The following is a 14,693-nucleotide window of genomic DNA, read 5'->3' as shown; positions in this document are numbered from 1 at the left end:
GTGGCCGCGGCGGGCGGGCGTTACCGGGCCAGGTGGTGCTTGATGCGGGCGACCACCTCGGCCGCCTCGACCGGTTTGGTGATGTAGTCGCTGGCGCCCGAGGCCAGGCTCTTCTCCCGGTCGCCGATCATCGCCTTCGCGGTCACGGCGATGATCGGCAGCCCCTCGTGCTCGGGCATCGCGCGGATCGCCGCGGTGGCCGTGTACCCGTCCATCTCCGGCATCATCACGTCCATCAGGATGACGTCGATCCCGGGGTGCGCGGCCAGTGCCTCCAGCGCCGCCCGGCCGTTCTCCGCCTGGAGCACCCGCAGGCCGTGCAGCTCCAGGATGCTGGTGAGCGCGTAGAGGTTGCGGTCGTCGTCGTCGACCACCAGCGCGGTCCGGCCGGCCAGGGCCGGGTCCGCCTCCGGGCTCCAGCCGGGGTCGCGCTCGGTGCCGCGCACCAGCGGCAGCACGCCCCCGGGACGGTCGGCACTCATGTGCAGCGCGACGCGTTCGCGCAGCTCGTCCAGGCTGGACAGGAACTCCAGCGGCCGGCCGGCCTCCCGGTGCACGGCGTGCTCGTCCTCCGCGCCGACGCCCCGGTTGTGGTGCGCCAGCACCGGGACGGCGTGCAGCGCCGGGTCGCGCTCCATCTCCGCCAGGAGGGTCGCCGCGGTGCGGTCGGGCAGGTCGATTTCCAGGACGACGCAGTGGCACGCGGAGGTGGCCAGCGCGGTCGCGGCCTCCTGGGCGCCGACCGCGGTGACGATCTCCACCTGGCGCTGCGCGCCGGCGTAGCGGGCGAGGTCCGCCACGGCGTTCTCCGCCACCAGGGAGAGCAGGCCGTTCGGGCGGCCCTCCACCACGAGCAGACGGCGCGGACCGGCGGCGGCCGGCCGGCCCCCGGGGTCCTGGTCCCCGTCCCCGCGCGGCTCCGGCGCGCCGGACGGCGCCCGGCGCGGCGCGCCGTCGGTGCGGAGGACCGCCCCGGGCCGGGCGGCCGGGAGGTAGAGGGTGAAGGTGCTGCCCCGGCCGAGGGTGCTCTCGACGGTGATCGCGCCGCCCAGCAGGTAGGCGATCTCGCGGCTGATCGACAGGCCGAGACCGGTGCCGCCGTACTTGCGGCTGGTGGTGCCGTCGGCCTGCTGGAAGGCGCCGAAGACGGTCTCCAGGTGCTGGGGCGCGATGCCGATGCCGGTGTCGCCGACCCGGAAGGCGAGCACCGGGCCGCCGTCGCGCCGCACGCCGTCCGGGAGTTCGGCCGCGGCCGCCGGCTCGATCCGCAGCTCGATCCGGCCCTGCTCGGTGAACTTGACCGCGTTGGAGAGCAGGTTGCGCAGCACCTGGCGCAACCGGTAGTCGTCGGTTGCGAGTTCGGCGGGCACGCCGTCGACCGTCTGGACGGCGAAGGCGAGGTTCTTCTGGCCGGTCATCGGGCGGAAGGTGGCCTCGACGTAGTCGAGCAGCGCGCGCAGCGGAACGGCCTCGACGTTGACGTCCATCTTGCCCGCCTCGACCTTGGACAGGTCGAGGATGTCGTTGATCAGCTGGAGCAGGTCGGAGCCGGCCGAGTGGATGATGCCGGCGTACTCGACCTGCTTGGCGGTCAGGTTCCGGGTGGGGTTCTGGGCGAGCAGCTGGGCCAGGATGAGCAGGCTGTTGAGCGGGGTGCGCAGCTCGTGGCTCATGTTGGCGAGGAACTCGGACTTGTACGTCGAGGCGAGCGAGACCTGGTGGGCGCGGTCCTCCAGCTCCTGGCGGGCCTGCTCGATCTGCAGGTTCTTGGCCTCGATGTCGCGGTTCTGTGCGGCGAGCAGCTCGGCCTTCTCCTCCAACTCCGCGTTGGAGGCCTGGAGTTCCTCCTGGCGCGCCTGCAACTCCTGGGACCGGGTCCGGAGTTCGGCGGTGAGCCGCTGGGACTCGCCGAGCAGTTCGTCGGTCCGGGCGTTGGCGATGATGGTGTTGACGTTGACGCCGATGGTCTCCATCAGCTGCTCCAGGAAGTCCCGGTGCACCTGGGTGAACGGCTGGACGGAGGCCAGTTCGATGACGCCGAGGACCTGCTCCTCGACCACGATCGGCAGCACCACCAGGGACAGCGAGCCGGTGCGTCCGAGGCCGGAGGAGGCGGCCAGGTAGTCGGGCGGCAGCGAGTCGACGGTGATGGTGCGCCGGCCGCGCGCGGCCTGGCCGACGAACGACTCGCCCAGCCGGAAGCGGGTCGGGCGCTCGCCGTCGGGGAACGCGTAGGAGCCGACGAGCTGCAGCACCGTCCCCTCCGGGCCCTCCTCGGCGAGGTAGAAGGCACCGCACTGCGCGGTGACCAGCGGGGCGAGCTCGTCCATCACCGATTCGGCGACGACCACGAGGTCGCGCCGGCCCTGCATCAGTGCCGAGAACCGGGCGAGGTTGGTCTTCAGCCAGTCCTGCTCCTCGTTGGCGCGGGTGGTCTCGCGCAGCGACTGCACCATGAAGTTGACGTTGTCCTTGAGGTCGGCGACCTCGCCGGACGCGTCCACGGTGATCGAGCGGGTCAGGTCGCCGGCCGCGACGGCGCTGGTGACCTCGGCGATCGAGCGCACCTGCCGGGTGAGGTTGCCGGCGAGGCGGTTGACGTTCTCGGTCAGCCGCTTCCAGGTGCCGGAGACGCCGTCCACCTGGGCCTGGCCGCCGAGCCGCCCCTCGGAGCCGACCTCGCGGGCGACCCGGGTCACCTCGTCGGCGAAGGAACTGAGCTGGTCGACCATCGTGTTGATGGTCTCCTTCAGTTCGAGGATCTCGCCGCGCGCGTTGACGGTGATCTTCTGCGAGAGGTCGCCGCCGGCCACCGCGGTGGCGACCTGGGCGATCGCCCGTACCTGGCCGGTGAGGTTGCCGGCCATGAAGTTCACCGAGTCGGTCAGGTCGCGCCAGGTGCCGGAGACGCCCTTCACGTCGGCCTGGCCGCCGAGGATGCCCTCGGTGCCGACCTCGCGGGCGACCCGGGTCACCTCGCCGGCGAAGGAACTGAGCTGGTCGACCATCGTGTTGACGGTGTTCTTCAGTTCCAGGATCTCGCCGCGGGCGTCGACGGTGATCTTCTGCGAGAGGTCGCCCTTGGCGACCGCGGTGGCGACCTGGGCGATGTCGCGGACCTGGGTGGTGAGGTTGCCCGCCATCGCGTTCACCGAGTCGGTGAGGTCCGCCCAGGAGCCGGACACACCCGGGACCTGGGCCTGGCCGCCGAGCCGGCCCTCGGTTCCGACCTCGCGGGCGACCCGGGTCACTTCGGAGGTGAACCGGGACAGCTGGTCGACCATGCCGTTGAACACGGTGGCGATCTCGCCCAGCAGCCCGTCCGCGTCGTCCGGCAGCTCGGTGCCGAAGTCGCCGTCCCGGACCGCCGTCAGCCCGGCCAGGAGCAGCCGCAGTTCGGGCTCGCCCACCCGCGCGGTGTCGGGTCCCTGCCCGGGGTCGCGCCGCGGGTCGTACGCCGGGTCCTGCTGCGGGCCTTGAGAGGTCGTGGGGCCGGCCATCGAACGCTCGCCTCCGATCCTGGCGCCGCGAGCACGGGTCGGCCGACCGGTCCCCGGGCGTGGTGTGTACCGCCCCGGAGGCTACCCCAGCCCTTACGGCGGTTGAAAACAATTGGGTGCCTGAGGCAACCTTCCAAGGGTGCCGCCGCCCCGGCGCCGACCCGGGCCGTCTGCGCGAAACCTTCACGGACGGCCACTGCATCCTTTTCCGCATCCGGGGTAGCGGGCGCAGGACCGTGCCGACAAGACGGAAGGACTCCCATGGTGGCCCCCACCGGTGAACTGCTCGTTTCCGCCGCCGCGTCGACCGCGACCGGGCTGCGGGAGCTGCTGCCGCCCGAACTGGCGGCCGTGGAGGACCCGCGCGAGGTCGCTCCGGCGGACGCCCGCGCGCTCACCCGGGTCCTCCTGCGCCGGCTGGCGACCCTGGAGGAGGGGACCCGGGAGTACTCCTACGTCCGCTCCACGCTGGTGGAGATGAACCTCTCCCTGGTACGGTTCGCGGTCCGCCGCTTCGACTCGCACCGCGAACCGAAGGAGGACCTCCTCCAGGTCGGCGCGATGGGCCTGATCAAGGCCATCGACCGCTTCGACCCCGAGCTCGGTGTGGAGTTCACCACCTTCGCGCTGCCGACCGTGCTCGGCGAGATACGCCGCCACTTCCGCGACACCACCTGGGCCGTCCACGTGCCGCGCCGCCTGCAGGAGCTGCGGATCACCCTGGCCAGGGCCCAGGAAAGCCTCGCACAGCGCCTCGACCGGGCCCCGACCGTGGCCGAACTGGCCGCGCACGTCGGGATCGGCCCGGAGGAGGTGGTCGAGGGCCTGACCGCCGCCAACGGCCACACCGCGGGCTCCCTCGACGGCGGAAGCGGCGAGGACGGCGACGGCCCCGGCCCGCTGGGCGACCACCTCGGCGAGGACGACCGCGAACTCGCCCTGGTCGAGGACCTGGTCGCGCTCAAGCCGCTGGTCGGCGCGCTGCCGGAACGCGAGCGGCTGATCCTGTCCATGCGCTTCTGCGAGGACCTGACCCAGTCCCAGATCGGCGCCCGGCTCGGCCTGTCCCAGATGCACGTCTCCCGCCTCCTCAGTCGCACGCTGCGACATCTGCGCGAGGGACTGGAGGCCGCCTGACGGTGCCGCGCGGCGCGGCACCCGGGGCCGCGGGTGCCCCGGACCACCACCCCTCGCTTGGCCGGCGGGCGCGATCTCCGTATGGTCGGAAGGCACGCACATGGAGGGGACGACGATGACGCCATCCGACAACGACCGGGGAGACACCGTGCTCGCGGCCTCCCAGCCCCGACCGGAGCTGGTGGTGCGGACCCGCTCCGGGCCCGACGGGGCGGCGGTCTGCGTGCTGGCCGGCGACCTCGACGTCGAGACGCTGGCACCGGCCGCCGAAACGCTCGCGGACCTGGTCGCGCAACGGCCCAGGGTCCTGGTGCTCGATCTGCGCGGGGTCGGCTTCTGCGACTCCTCGGGCCTGAACGTCCTGCTCCGCACCCGGCTCGGCGCCGAGCGGGCGGGACTGGAGCTGCGGCTCGCCGCCGTCCCGGCCACCGTCATGCGGGTGCTCGACCTGACCGGGGCGCGGACGGTGCTCGCCATCCACGACACGGTGGACGCGGCCCTGGCCGGCTGAGCCCGGTGAGTCGCGGTCTGAGCCCGGTGAGCCGCGGTGCGCGCAGACCGGTCCGGCGGCAGGCATAATTCCGGAACCGCCGGGAAACCGACCATGCGGACCACCGCCGTCGAACCGAAAGGGTGCCCTCCTATGACGCTGAGCCGGGGAACCCTGGACGGAGAATCCCCGCAGGCCGGACCCGCGGCACCCCCGGGCGGCCAGCGCCGGCGGCTGACCCTGGCCGGACTCTCCAAACCGGTCACCCACGCCAGGACCTTCACCGCCCAGGCCCTCACCGACTGGTACCCGGTCCACGCCGCGCCCGGCGCCGGCGACGGGACCGCCGAGGACGTCGTGCTGCTGATCGCGGAGCTGGTCGCCAACGCGATGCTGCACGGGGACGGCCCGCTGGAGATGGTTCTGGAGGTCACCGGGGCCCGGCTGCGGGTCGAGGTCAGCGACCGCAGCCCGGTCATGCCCACCCTGCGCCGGCCCCACAACCCGGCGCTGCCCGGCGGTCACGGCCTGTTCATCGTGGAGCGCACGGCCGACCGCTGGGGCGCCGAGCCGCACAGCCAGGGCAAGACGATCTGGGCCGAGGTCGACACCGCGCGCTTCCTGCGCGGCGACTGACCGGCCGCAGCCGCCGCCGCGGCGGTGGGCGGGCGGTGGGCGCCGACCGCCGGGTTCCCCGCCGCTCAGATCCCTTCGACGGCGCGGGCGTCGCCGGTCAGCGCGTAGCGGCGGCAGGCCAGCAGCTCGTCACAGGTGCTGCCGATCTCCTCGCCGAGCAGGTGCAGGACCGCCTCGGCATCGTGGTCCGACACGTAGCCCGGCGCCACGCGCAGCGCGAGCAGGCCCAGCTCGCGGAAGCCGCCCCGCAGCCGTTTCTGCACCTCCAGCCCCTCGCCGACGGCCGTGCGCCAGGCCTCGACGTCCATGCCGTCGGGCCCGGGGACGCTGTGCAGATCGGCGGGCGGCACGTCCGGGCGCTCGCACAGCTCCGCGACGGCGTCGGCCACGGCGGCGGCGACCCGGGCGGGCTCCTGGGGCTGGTCGCCGGCCTCCGCGCGGACCTGGCCCAGCCGGTCGGCGAGCAGGTCGGACAGCTCGGCCAGCCGGCCGCGCAGGTCCACGACCGCCCGGACGTCCAGCACCGCCCAGCTGTCCCAGACGTGGGCGAGCGAGGGCCCGGCCTCGCGGGCCACGGTGTCCTCGATCATCCCGGCGGTGTCCGCCAGGTCCAGCAGCCGGTAGGCCGTGGGCCGGGGGAGTCCGAGCTCGGCCATGGCGTAGGCGTCCCAGGAGGGGTGGCCCAGCGCCGTCCACGCCCGGCTCCGGTGCGCGGCGCGCACCCGCCGGGTCAGTACCAGCGCGGCGGTGCGGGGCTCCGTCACCGCCGCGCGGAGCTCGTCGGTCAGCTGCCGCGCGTCGGCCCGGTCGGCCACGGCGTCCACCTCGCGGTTGCGCGTGTCATCCATACGCCTTGCTTGCCCGCTGCGCGGCGGGCGAACCGTTCGATACTGGGGCGAACCATCAGTGATCGCGACCTTTCGTACGGGTACCGACGACCCTTTGTCCTCCGGGTGGCACGCCCGTCGATTCCGTGCATGAGCCGGGTCGGCCGGGGCAGACGGTGCCCACAGGGTCGGGCAGCACGAGTCGAGGGAGGGCGAGGCCGATGTCGGAAGTGGTCGTGGCACAGCTGAGGATGTGTCTGATCACCGGTGAGGGGCAGGGGCGGTACCTGGACGTCGAGTGCCGCTACGACAGCGGCGACCCGTACGCCGTGCGGCTGGACTTCGGCGCCGACGAGGGCGCGGTCTGGGTGCTGTCCCGCGACCTGCTGGCGGCGGGGCTGCGCGGGCCGGCGGGCGAGGGCGACATCCACATCGAGCCCGGCGGCACCGGCGAGCACGTCTTCGTCGCGCTCGGCGGCCCGGACGGCGTGGCGCTCCTGAACACCCCGGTGCGCCCGCTCGCCCGCTTCCTGCGGGCCACCGGGCGGGCGGTCCCGGTCGGGGCCGAGTCGGGGCGCATCGACTGGGACCGCTGCATCGGCGCCCTGCTCTCCGGCGGACCGGCGGGTCCGCGGTCCGGCAGGCATGAAGGGCCGGATCGAGGTTAGACGGGCGGGCGAAACCGACCACCGTCCCGCGTCAGGAAAGGGCCGCCGTGACCGACATCCCCCGCCTCCCCGGAGCCGCCGAGCAGCACCGGAACTGGCAGCTGGAGGGAGCCTGCCGCACCGTCGACAGCGGCATCTTCTTCCATCCGGTCAACGAGCGCGGCGCCGCCGCGAAGGAGCGCGAGCAGAACGCGAAGTCGGTCTGCGCCCGCTGCCCGGTGCGGGTGCCGTGCCGCCGGTACGCGCTCGCCACCCGGGAGCCCTACGGGGTGTGGGGCGGACTCACCGAGGAGGAGCGGCGTGTGCTGTTCACCGACGCCTCGGCGCCGGACCGGCGGATCGCGTAGCGGGTCCGCGGACCGTTCCCGGTCCGCGGACCCGCCGGTGCGTGCCGCTACCGCCCTTCGTCGATCAGCCCGAACTCCTCCATCAGGGCGCCCACCTCGGTCGCCTCCAGCCGGTGCAGCAGCCGCTTGCGCAGGAACTCCGGGCCGGGCAGGTTCAGTTCGGCGCCGTCCCGCAGCCTGCTGGTCGCGGCGAGCAGCTTGCGCACGTCATAGGTGGAGTTGAAGACCTCGGGCACCCCGCGCTCGACGTCCATCAGCCGGTAGGCCGCCTCCATGCCGGTGCGCACCGAGTACTCGGTGGTGAAGATGCAGTCCCGCCCGGTCTCCGCGAACTGGCCGATGAACGCGAAGTTCACCGCCCCCTCCGGCACCACCTGCGGCCGGTCGCCGGCCTTGCGCGGCAGGAAGAACGAGGTGACGTACGGCATCATCACCGGCACGCAGCGGGCGGCCTCGGCGGCCAGCTCGGGGATCTCCGCCTCCGGGACGCCCAGGTGGTACAGCCACTCCTGGGTGATCTCCTCGCCGGTGCACTCCGCCATCGGCTTGCGGACGTAGTCGCCCGGCCGGTCGACGAAGAGCGAGTACAGCCAGACCACGATCTGGTCGGCCGGCTGCTGCTTGAAGTGCGGCTGCCGGTTGACCGTCCAGCTCAGCAGCCAGGAGGAGTCACGGGCGGTGACGATGCCGCCGGTGACCACGCCGCCGCTGAACGGGTCGCGCTTGGCGACCTGCTGGATGTACCGGGGGATGCGCGGGTCCAGGGTGGTGACGGTGGCCGACTCCCACTTGCTCTGCGCGATGTTGCCGCAGAACACCTCGGGGCGGCCGAACTCCGGGTCCTTGGCGGCGATCCGCCGCCACAGGTCCCAGGCCGGTGCCGGGCCGTCGTCCAGCCGGGCCGGGGTGTGCTGGTCGCCGTTGTCCGAGTTCTCGGTGAGCGAGCCGATGGTGGTGAACACCAGGTCGTCCGCGCCGAGTTCGACGCCGCCGGGCTTCCCGGCCTCGGTCCAGTGGATCCGGGTGGCCCGCTTGCGGCCGGGCGTGAGGTCGAAGTCGATGTCGGTGACCTCGGTGTCGAAGCGGAAGGTCACGCCCTGGTCCATCAGCCAGCGGGTCAGCGGCAGCACCATCGACTCGTACTGGTTGTACTTGGTGAACTTCAGCGCCGAGAGGTCCGGCAGGCCGCCGACGTGGTGGACGAAGCGGTGCAGGTAGAGCTTCATCTCCAGGGCGCCGTGCCACTCCTCGAAGGCGAACATGGTCCGCCAGTACAGCCAGAAGTTGCTGTCCAGGAAGTCACGGCCGAAGACCTCGTCGATCCGCTTGCCCTCCAGCTCCTCGCGGGTGGCCAGGAAGATCCGCACCAGGTCCTTCTGCGCCCGGTCGTTCAGCGCGAACAGGCCGTCGGTGCGGGCGTCCCGGCCGCGCTGCTCGGTGACCCGCTGAAGCGAGAAGTTCGGGTCGTCCTTGTTCAGCCAGTAGAACTCGTCGAGCACCGAGGCGCCCTCGACCTCCAGCGAGGGCACCGAGCGGAAGAGGTCCCACAGACACTCCATGTGGTCCTCCAGCTCGCGGCCGCCGCGCACCACGAAGCCCTTCTCCGGCTCCTTGATGCCGTCCAGCGCACCGCCGGGCAACCGCAGCCGCTCCAGGATGGTGATCCGCTCGCCGGGCACCTGCGCATCGCGTACCAGGAACGCCGCCCCCGCGAGCGACGCCAGGCCCGAACCGACGAACCAGGCGCTCGCCCGGTCGGCCCGCTCGGGCTTGCGCGGCTTGGCGAACGCCTCGTAGTTCCCGCTGCTCCAGTACACGTGCACTCCTTCGATCGGTGGATCAGCCGTCGGCGCGCCGGCAGACCTCGCCCACGCTGGCCAACGGCGCTTCCGGCGGCAACGCGGCTGGTCCGAACGGGTGACACCCCGTCGGCCCGGCACGCCCTGCGCCGTGATCACCACACTGCCCCGCCCGGCACGGCCGCGGATCGGTCCACCGGGACCTGATCCCGGTCCGGAGGTCCCGGACCGCTCGTGCCATTGGTCCCGTTTCGCGCCCTTCGCACCGCTTCCGACCCCGCTGGGCGCGCCCTCGAACCGTCCCCGGCCCCCGAACAGCCCACCCCGGGGTGTCCCGGCGGCCCGGGCGGCCGATCCTCGTGCCATGGCCTCGATCGTCGTCCTCTACGAGCTGGAACCCGCCCGGGTCCTCGGCCCCGACGGGGTCGAGCCCGCCGTCGCGGCCGTGCACGCCGCCGGCTCCGACCCGGACGTGCCCGAGGACCCGCTGCCCCGCACCCTGTGCGGCCGGGACACCGGGGACATGGAGCACGCCCACTTCCGGCCCGGCCTGGGCGAACCCTGGTACCCGCCGACCCTCGCCGAGCAGCGCTGCCGCGAGTGCGAGCGGGCCCTGCGCACCCGGTAACGGACGGCGGCCCCCCGGCGGGCGGGGGGACGCCCACCGAATTCCGCCGGGGGGTTGCCCCCAGGAAGGCCGGAGGCCGTCCCCAGTGCGCCGCCGTCGCCGCCGAAGCCAGGATCGACTCACCGAAACGCCGAGGTCGACGGCGTTCAGGCCGAGTCGAGGAGTGGACCGGAACGATGACGGACAGCAAGCGGATCGGGCGGCGCGGACTGCTGGCGACGGCGGCGGTGGCGGCGGTGGCGGCAGTGGCCGTGCCGGCCCCGGTGGCGGCGGTCGCCGCCCCGGTGGGACCGGCGGCCACGGCGGAGGTGAACGCCGAGCACGCCCGCCGGGCCGAGGTCGTGCGCGCTCTGGAGAGCGTCGCCCAGCCGCTGCGCACCACGGAAGCCGGCGGCCGCACCGCCGACCTGAACGCGCTGGGCGCGATGATCGGCGACGCCAAGGTGGTCGGCCTCGGCGAGGCCACCCACGGCTCGCACGAGTTCTTCGCGATGAAGCAGCGGGTCTTCCGCTACCTGGTCGAGGAGAAGGGCTTCACCAGCTTCGCCCTGGAGACCAGCTGGACCAGCGGTCTGCAGATCGACGAGTACGTCCAGGGCGGCCCGGGAGACGCCTGGCAGCTCGTCAAGGAGGTCCTGGGCGGCAGCCCGTGGGAGCGCGAGGAGTTCGCCGACCTGATCGCCTGGATGCGGGCCCACAACCGGAGCCACCCGAAGGACCCGGTCCACTTCGTGGGTGACGACCTCGGCCTCCCGAGGCTCGGCGACCCGGCCTTCGACCGGGTCACCTCCTACGTGCGGCAGGCCAGGCCCGCCGCTCTGCCGCAGCTCGACGGGCTCTACGCCGGCCTGCGGCCCCTGGACGACCTCTTCGCCTACATCGGAAGGCCGGTCGCCGAGCGCCGGGAGAACGCCGCCACGGCCCAGCAGGCGCTCGACCTGGTCACCGCGAGCGGCACCCCCGGCGACGACGCGTACGAGTGGGCCGTGCAGCACGCCCGCAACATCGCCCAGACCTTCGCCTTCGCCACCTTCGACCTTGGCGACCCGGCCTCCGTCGCGGCCTCGGAGCAGCTGCGCGACCGGGCGATGGCCGAGAACACCGCCTGGTGGCAGCGCCGCACCGGCGGCAAGGTGCTGATGTCGGCGCACAACGGCCACGCCGGCTACCTGTCCACCGACACCTTCCTGTACCCCGAGCCGCAGGGCTCCCAGCTGCGCGACACCTACGGCCGCGACTACGTGGCCATCGGCTTCACCTTCGACAGCGGCTCCTTCCTCACCACCGACGCGGTCCTGACCGGCGGCTGGAAGTCCGTCACCGTCCCGGCGGCCACCCCGGACATGAACGAGTACACCCTCGACCGGGTCCGCTACCGGGACTACTACGTCGACCTGCGCACCGCTCCCCGGGCGGCCCGGGACTGGCTGGACGTCAGCCGGCCCACCTACGACGCCGGCACGATCTTCGTCGAGGACCCGCTGCCGCGGCTCGCGATCGGCCGGGCCTACGACGTGCTCATCCATCTGAACCAGGTCACCGAGGCGCGCAGGTTCTGATCGGGTCCGCTCCGACCGGGGCCGTGCCGGGCCCCGGTCGGGATGCGGCGCGCGCCGGCGCGGTCCGGAGGGGCGTCAGCCGGTCTTCTCCACCCGGGCGCTCCAGCGCTGCTCGACGTTGCCGAGCCGCCAGTAGCCGAGGGCGCAGGCCCAGACGACGACGAACAGGCCGACGATGACGTAGCCGACGTTGTCGAGACTGATGTCGGCGATCCAGGTGGTGACGGGGTCGGTGAGGTCGAGCTTCTCGTGCAGCACGCCGACGAGCTCGATGGTGCCGATCAGGAAGGCGACGGCGATCGACAGGCCGGTGATCGTGAGGTTGTAGTAGACCTTGCGGACCGGGTTGGAGAACGCCCAGTGGTAGGCGAAGTTCATGAAGGTGCCGTCGAGGGTGTCGAACAGGCTCATGCCGCAGGCGAAGAGCAGCGGCAGGCAGAGGATCGCGTACCAGGGCAGCCCCGAGGCGGCGCCGGAGCCGGCCATCACCATCAGGGTGACCTCGGTGGCGGTGTCGAAGCCGAGGCCGAAGAGCACACCGAGCGGGTACATCTGGCCGGGGCGGGTGATGGACTTGGTGAGGCGGCCGAGGAAGCGGTTCATGAAGCCGCGCTCGTCGAGGTGCTTCTCCAGCTGGCGCTCGTCGAACTGCCCGGCCCGCATGGCCTTGTAGACCTTGTGGATCCCGCCCAGGGCGAACAGGTTGAGGGCGGCGATCAGGTACAGGAAGGTGCCGGAGACACCGGTGCCGATGACGCCCAGGACGCCGCGGACGGTGGACTGGTCGTCGACCAGGGTGCCGGCGAACTGGGCACCGCCGGCGACCAGGGCGGCCATCGCCAGGACGATGCTGGAGTGCCCGAGCGCGAACCAGAAGCCGACCGAGATCGGGCGCTGGCCGTCGGCCATCAGCTTGCGGGTGGTGTTGTCGATGGCGGCGATGTGGTCGGCGTCGAAGGCGTGCCGCATGCCGAGGGTGTAGGCGGTGATGCCCAGGCCGACGCCGAACACCTGGGTGCCGACCTCGTACTTCTCCGGGGCGACCAGCAGGAACAGCGTGCCGAAGGCGACGACGTGCATGGCGGCGATGACGGCCAGCAGGCCGCCGGTGCGGACGGTGTCCCCGCGCTGCCAGCGCGGGGCCCTGGGCAGGGTCGATGACGACGTGTCGTCGGTGAGGGTCATGACGGGCGGCCTCTCCAGCTCCTCGATGGGGGCACCCCCGGGCGGGGCCGGGGGGTACTGCGCGCGCCGTGGCCGGTCTCCTGGCTTCGGGTGTACCGCCGCACCCGCGTCCGGGCAGGGCGGAGCGCACCCCTGACTCGTCTTCCCGTGTGCCGTACGGCACCGGTGACTGCCCGCGTCGGTCGCGGGCACGTCGGGGGTACTTCCCTTCACAGTGGCGAGGGCCGCGCCGGATTGGGCCCTGACGGGCCGCCACCGGTCTTCCCGAGCACCACGGCGGGGAACACCGTAGGGGCTGGGCCCTCCTGCCGACAAGGCTGTGCAGTTGCGTGCCCGTCGCAACAGGGCGGGTCCGCACGGTCGAGGGGGTGGTTCTGACCTGGAGCGATCCTTCCTCCGGCCGGTCCCCGTCGATGACCGATGAGCCGTCGCCCGGCCGGGCGACGGCTCATCCCGGTCGGCGGCGCGGGGCGCGCCGCCGGGTGGGGGCTGCTCAGCGCAGGCCGGCGAAGAGGTCGTTCTCGGGGAGCTCCGCGCCGGTGGTGTCGTGGACCCGGACGAAGGTCTCCACGCCCATCAGCTGGGTGAACTTCTCCTTGCCCATCTTCAGGAAGAAGATGTTCTCGCCCTGGCTGGCGTGCGCGGCCAGCGCGTCGAACTTCTGGCCGCCGAACGCGGTGGTGTCCACCCAGGTGGTGATCTCCTCGTCGGGGAGGCCGATCTCGGGCATCTCCGACTCCCCGGAGCCCGACTCCTCGGAACCCGGCTCCTCGGAACCCGGCTCCTCCCAGTCCGCGCCGAGCTCGCGCATGACCTCCCCGAACCGCGCCATCATCGAGCGGGGGGCCGTCGTCCAGTACACCTTCGGCGTCGTGCCGGCCAGCTCCAGCGCCCGCGACGTGATGCGGTTGGCCTGGATGTGGTCGGGGTGGCCGTAGAAGCCGTTCTCGTCGTAGGTCAGGACGACGTCGGGCCGGTAGCGCCGCATCAGTTCGGCGAGGCGGGCGGCCGCCTCGTCCACCGGCGTGGTCCAGAACGAGCCGGGCGCGTCGTTGGCGGTCCAGCCCATCATCCCGGAGTCCGCGTAGTCGAGCATTTCGAGGTGGTCGACCTTGAGGACCTCGCAGCTGGCCTCCAGCTCCTGACGGCGCATCGCGGCGACGGCCGCCGGGTCGTGTCCGGCCTCGCCGGGCTTGACTCCTCCCGGGCCGTCTCCGCAGGCGCCGTCGGTACAGGTGACGAGCACCGTCCGGATGCCCTCGGCCGCGTAGCGGGCGAGCACACCGCCCGTGCCGGTGGCCTCGTCGTCGGGGTGGGCGTGCACGGCCATCAGGGTCAGGGGCCGGTCGGTCATGGGGGCTCATCCTTAGGTCTGCCGAGTGTTCGGCCTCGGTCTGCGGCACGGGGCCGACAGAGCGCGGTCCGCCGTGTTTCTGATCGACTGTTGGGAACGAGGGAGCCGCGGTCCCCTATTCCGGGGAGCCGGGCCCGCTCGGATCGGCCGCCGCGTTCCGGGCGATGGCCTCGGCCAACTGGTCGAACGTGCGGTTCAGTACCGACCGGCGTGCCTCCTTGAACCCCGGGGAGGGCTCCAGGCCGTCGATGCTCCGCTCCCAGACGGCCATGAACGTCGTCTTCCACTGCATGATCACGCGGGCCTCCGGCAGGTCGCCGGCGCCGTGGCCGGCCCGGGCGAGGGAGAGCAGCAGCTCCAGGTTGCACGGCACGGCGACGCCCCAGTACTCGTCGGGTTCGAGCTCGACGGGGTCGCCCGCCATCGCCTGGGCGACCTCGTCGACGAGCCGGTCGATGACGAGCGACAGGTGGTCCAGGGCCGTGTCGCTCTCGAAGTTCCCGCTGCCCCACGTGCCCACAAGGTCTCCTTCGAAGGGTCCCGCTGTCCGTCCCGGTGTCTGT

At 72.7% G+C, this 14,693-nt stretch carries 13 protein-coding genes and 1 riboswitch; of the genes, 7 read left to right on the top strand and 6 right to left on the bottom strand.

Annotation, left to right across the window (positions count from 1 at the left end; translation table 11 throughout):
* Positions 1 to 20: 20 nt before the first annotated feature.
* Positions 21 to 3,500: a HAMP domain-containing protein gene (locus ABZW10_RS24185; RefSeq protein WP_355369338.1), complete on the bottom strand. Its 3,480-nt coding sequence runs from the start codon at positions 3,498 to 3,500 to the stop codon at positions 21 to 23.
* A gap of 261 nt (positions 3,501 to 3,761) precedes the next feature.
* On the opposite strand from ABZW10_RS24185, the gene ABZW10_RS24180 reads away from it, so the two are divergent.
* The 3 genes from ABZW10_RS24180 (at position 3,762) to ABZW10_RS24170 (ending at position 5,763) form a co-directional block, all read left to right on the top strand.
* Positions 3,762 to 4,637, top strand: a complete 876-nt coding sequence (locus ABZW10_RS24180; protein ID WP_355369336.1) for a SigB/SigF/SigG family RNA polymerase sigma factor — start codon at positions 3,762 to 3,764, stop codon at positions 4,635 to 4,637.
* A gap of 115 nt (positions 4,638 to 4,752) precedes the next feature.
* Positions 4,753 to 5,148: an STAS domain-containing protein gene (locus ABZW10_RS24175; protein WP_355369334.1), complete on the top strand. Its 396-nt coding sequence runs from the start codon at positions 4,753 to 4,755 to the stop codon at positions 5,146 to 5,148.
* A 132-nt stretch (positions 5,149 to 5,280) separates the two neighbouring features.
* Positions 5,281 to 5,763: an ATP-binding protein gene (locus ABZW10_RS24170; RefSeq protein WP_355369332.1), complete on the top strand. Its 483-nt coding sequence runs from the start codon at positions 5,281 to 5,283 to the stop codon at positions 5,761 to 5,763.
* Positions 5,764 to 5,828: 65 nt separating this feature from the next.
* Here ABZW10_RS24170 and ABZW10_RS24165 read toward each other — a convergent pair whose 3' ends face one another.
* Positions 5,829 to 6,611, bottom strand: coding sequence for a hypothetical protein (locus tag ABZW10_RS24165; RefSeq protein WP_355369330.1), 783 nt, complete (start codon positions 6,609 to 6,611; stop codon positions 5,829 to 5,831).
* Positions 6,612 to 6,811: 200 nt separating this feature from the next.
* Here ABZW10_RS24165 and ABZW10_RS24160 point away from each other — a divergent pair, with 200 nt between their 5' ends.
* Complete coding sequence (locus tag ABZW10_RS24160) at positions 6,812 to 7,258, top strand: SsgA family sporulation/cell division regulator (RefSeq protein ID WP_355369328.1); 447 nt, start codon at positions 6,812 to 6,814, stop codon at positions 7,256 to 7,258.
* Between the two features lie 47 nt (positions 7,259 to 7,305).
* On the top strand, positions 7,306 to 7,605 hold the full coding sequence (locus tag ABZW10_RS24155; protein ID WP_355369326.1) for a WhiB family transcriptional regulator: 300 nt from the start codon (positions 7,306 to 7,308) through the stop codon (positions 7,603 to 7,605).
* A gap of 47 nt (positions 7,606 to 7,652) precedes the next feature.
* Here the strand turns inward: ABZW10_RS24155 and ABZW10_RS24150 are convergent, their stop codons facing one another.
* Positions 7,653 to 9,422, bottom strand: a complete 1,770-nt coding sequence (locus ABZW10_RS24150) for an oleate hydratase (protein ID WP_355369325.1) — start codon at positions 9,420 to 9,422, stop codon at positions 7,653 to 7,655.
* A gap of 346 nt (positions 9,423 to 9,768) precedes the next feature.
* On the opposite strand from ABZW10_RS24150, the gene ABZW10_RS24145 reads away from it, so the two are divergent.
* Together ABZW10_RS24145 and ABZW10_RS24140 are read left to right on the top strand one after the other, a co-directional pair.
* Positions 9,769 to 10,032, top strand: a complete 264-nt coding sequence (locus tag ABZW10_RS24145) for a hypothetical protein (RefSeq protein WP_355369324.1) — start codon at positions 9,769 to 9,771, stop codon at positions 10,030 to 10,032.
* A 176-nt stretch (positions 10,033 to 10,208) separates the two neighbouring features.
* On the top strand, positions 10,209 to 11,591 hold the full coding sequence (locus tag ABZW10_RS24140) for an erythromycin esterase family protein (RefSeq protein WP_355369323.1): 1,383 nt from the start codon (positions 10,209 to 10,211) through the stop codon (positions 11,589 to 11,591).
* Positions 11,592 to 11,666: 75 nt separating this feature from the next.
* Here the strand turns inward: ABZW10_RS24140 and ABZW10_RS24135 are convergent, their stop codons facing one another.
* The 3 genes from ABZW10_RS24135 to ABZW10_RS24125 all read right to left on the bottom strand — a co-directional run bounded on the left by ABZW10_RS24135 (position 11,667) and on the right by ABZW10_RS24125 (position 14,650).
* Complete coding sequence (locus ABZW10_RS24135; protein ID WP_355369321.1) at positions 11,667 to 12,776, bottom strand: HoxN/HupN/NixA family nickel/cobalt transporter; 1,110 nt, start codon at positions 12,774 to 12,776, stop codon at positions 11,667 to 11,669.
* A 52-nt stretch (positions 12,777 to 12,828) separates the two neighbouring features.
* Positions 12,829 to 13,067: riboswitch (cobalamin riboswitch) on the bottom strand.
* A gap of 202 nt (positions 13,068 to 13,269) precedes the next feature.
* Positions 13,270 to 14,130: a PIG-L family deacetylase gene (locus ABZW10_RS24130; RefSeq protein ID WP_355369319.1), complete on the bottom strand. Its 861-nt coding sequence runs from the start codon at positions 14,128 to 14,130 to the stop codon at positions 13,270 to 13,272.
* A 115-nt stretch (positions 14,131 to 14,245) separates the two neighbouring features.
* Positions 14,246 to 14,650, bottom strand: coding sequence for a DUF4259 domain-containing protein (locus tag ABZW10_RS24125; RefSeq protein ID WP_355369317.1), 405 nt, complete (start codon positions 14,648 to 14,650; stop codon positions 14,246 to 14,248).
* Between the last annotated feature and the right edge of the window lie 43 nt (positions 14,651 to 14,693).

Origin of the sequence: Kitasatospora sp. NPDC004723 (genome assembly GCF_040609255.1) — a bacterium.
Taxonomy (GTDB): Bacteria; Actinomycetota; Actinomycetes; order Streptomycetales; family Streptomycetaceae; genus Kitasatospora.
Note: the sequence above shows the minus strand (reverse complement) of the source record. Positions and strands in the feature narration are given on the sequence as shown.

What these genes read in the sequence shown, in the direction of transcription:
- ABZW10_RS24145 (WP_355369324.1), top strand. Translation starts at nt 9,769, where the DNA reads ATGGCCTCGATCGTCGTCCTCTACGAGCTGGAACCCGCCCGGGTCCTC.
- ABZW10_RS24175 (WP_355369334.1), top strand. Translation starts at nt 4,753, where the DNA reads ATGACGCCATCCGACAACGACCGGGGAGACACCGTGCTCGCGGCCTCC.
- ABZW10_RS24135 (WP_355369321.1), bottom strand. Translation starts at nt 12,776, where the DNA reads ATGACCCTCACCGACGACACGTCGTCATCGACCCTGCCCAGGGCCCCG.
- ABZW10_RS24130 (WP_355369319.1), bottom strand. Translation starts at nt 14,130, where the DNA reads ATGACCGACCGGCCCCTGACCCTGATGGCCGTGCACGCCCACCCCGAC.
- ABZW10_RS24140 (WP_355369323.1), top strand. Translation starts at nt 10,209, where the DNA reads ATGACGGACAGCAAGCGGATCGGGCGGCGCGGACTGCTGGCGACGGCG.
- ABZW10_RS24170 (WP_355369332.1), top strand. Translation starts at nt 5,281, where the DNA reads ATGACGCTGAGCCGGGGAACCCTGGACGGAGAATCCCCGCAGGCCGGA.
- ABZW10_RS24180 (WP_355369336.1), top strand. Translation starts at nt 3,762, where the DNA reads ATGGTGGCCCCCACCGGTGAACTGCTCGTTTCCGCCGCCGCGTCGACC.
- ABZW10_RS24165 (WP_355369330.1), bottom strand. Translation starts at nt 6,611, where the DNA reads ATGGATGACACGCGCAACCGCGAGGTGGACGCCGTGGCCGACCGGGCC.
- ABZW10_RS24185 (WP_355369338.1), bottom strand. Translation starts at nt 3,500, where the DNA reads ATGGCCGGCCCCACGACCTCTCAAGGCCCGCAGCAGGACCCGGCGTAC.
- ABZW10_RS24160 (WP_355369328.1), top strand. Translation starts at nt 6,812, where the DNA reads ATGTCGGAAGTGGTCGTGGCACAGCTGAGGATGTGTCTGATCACCGGT.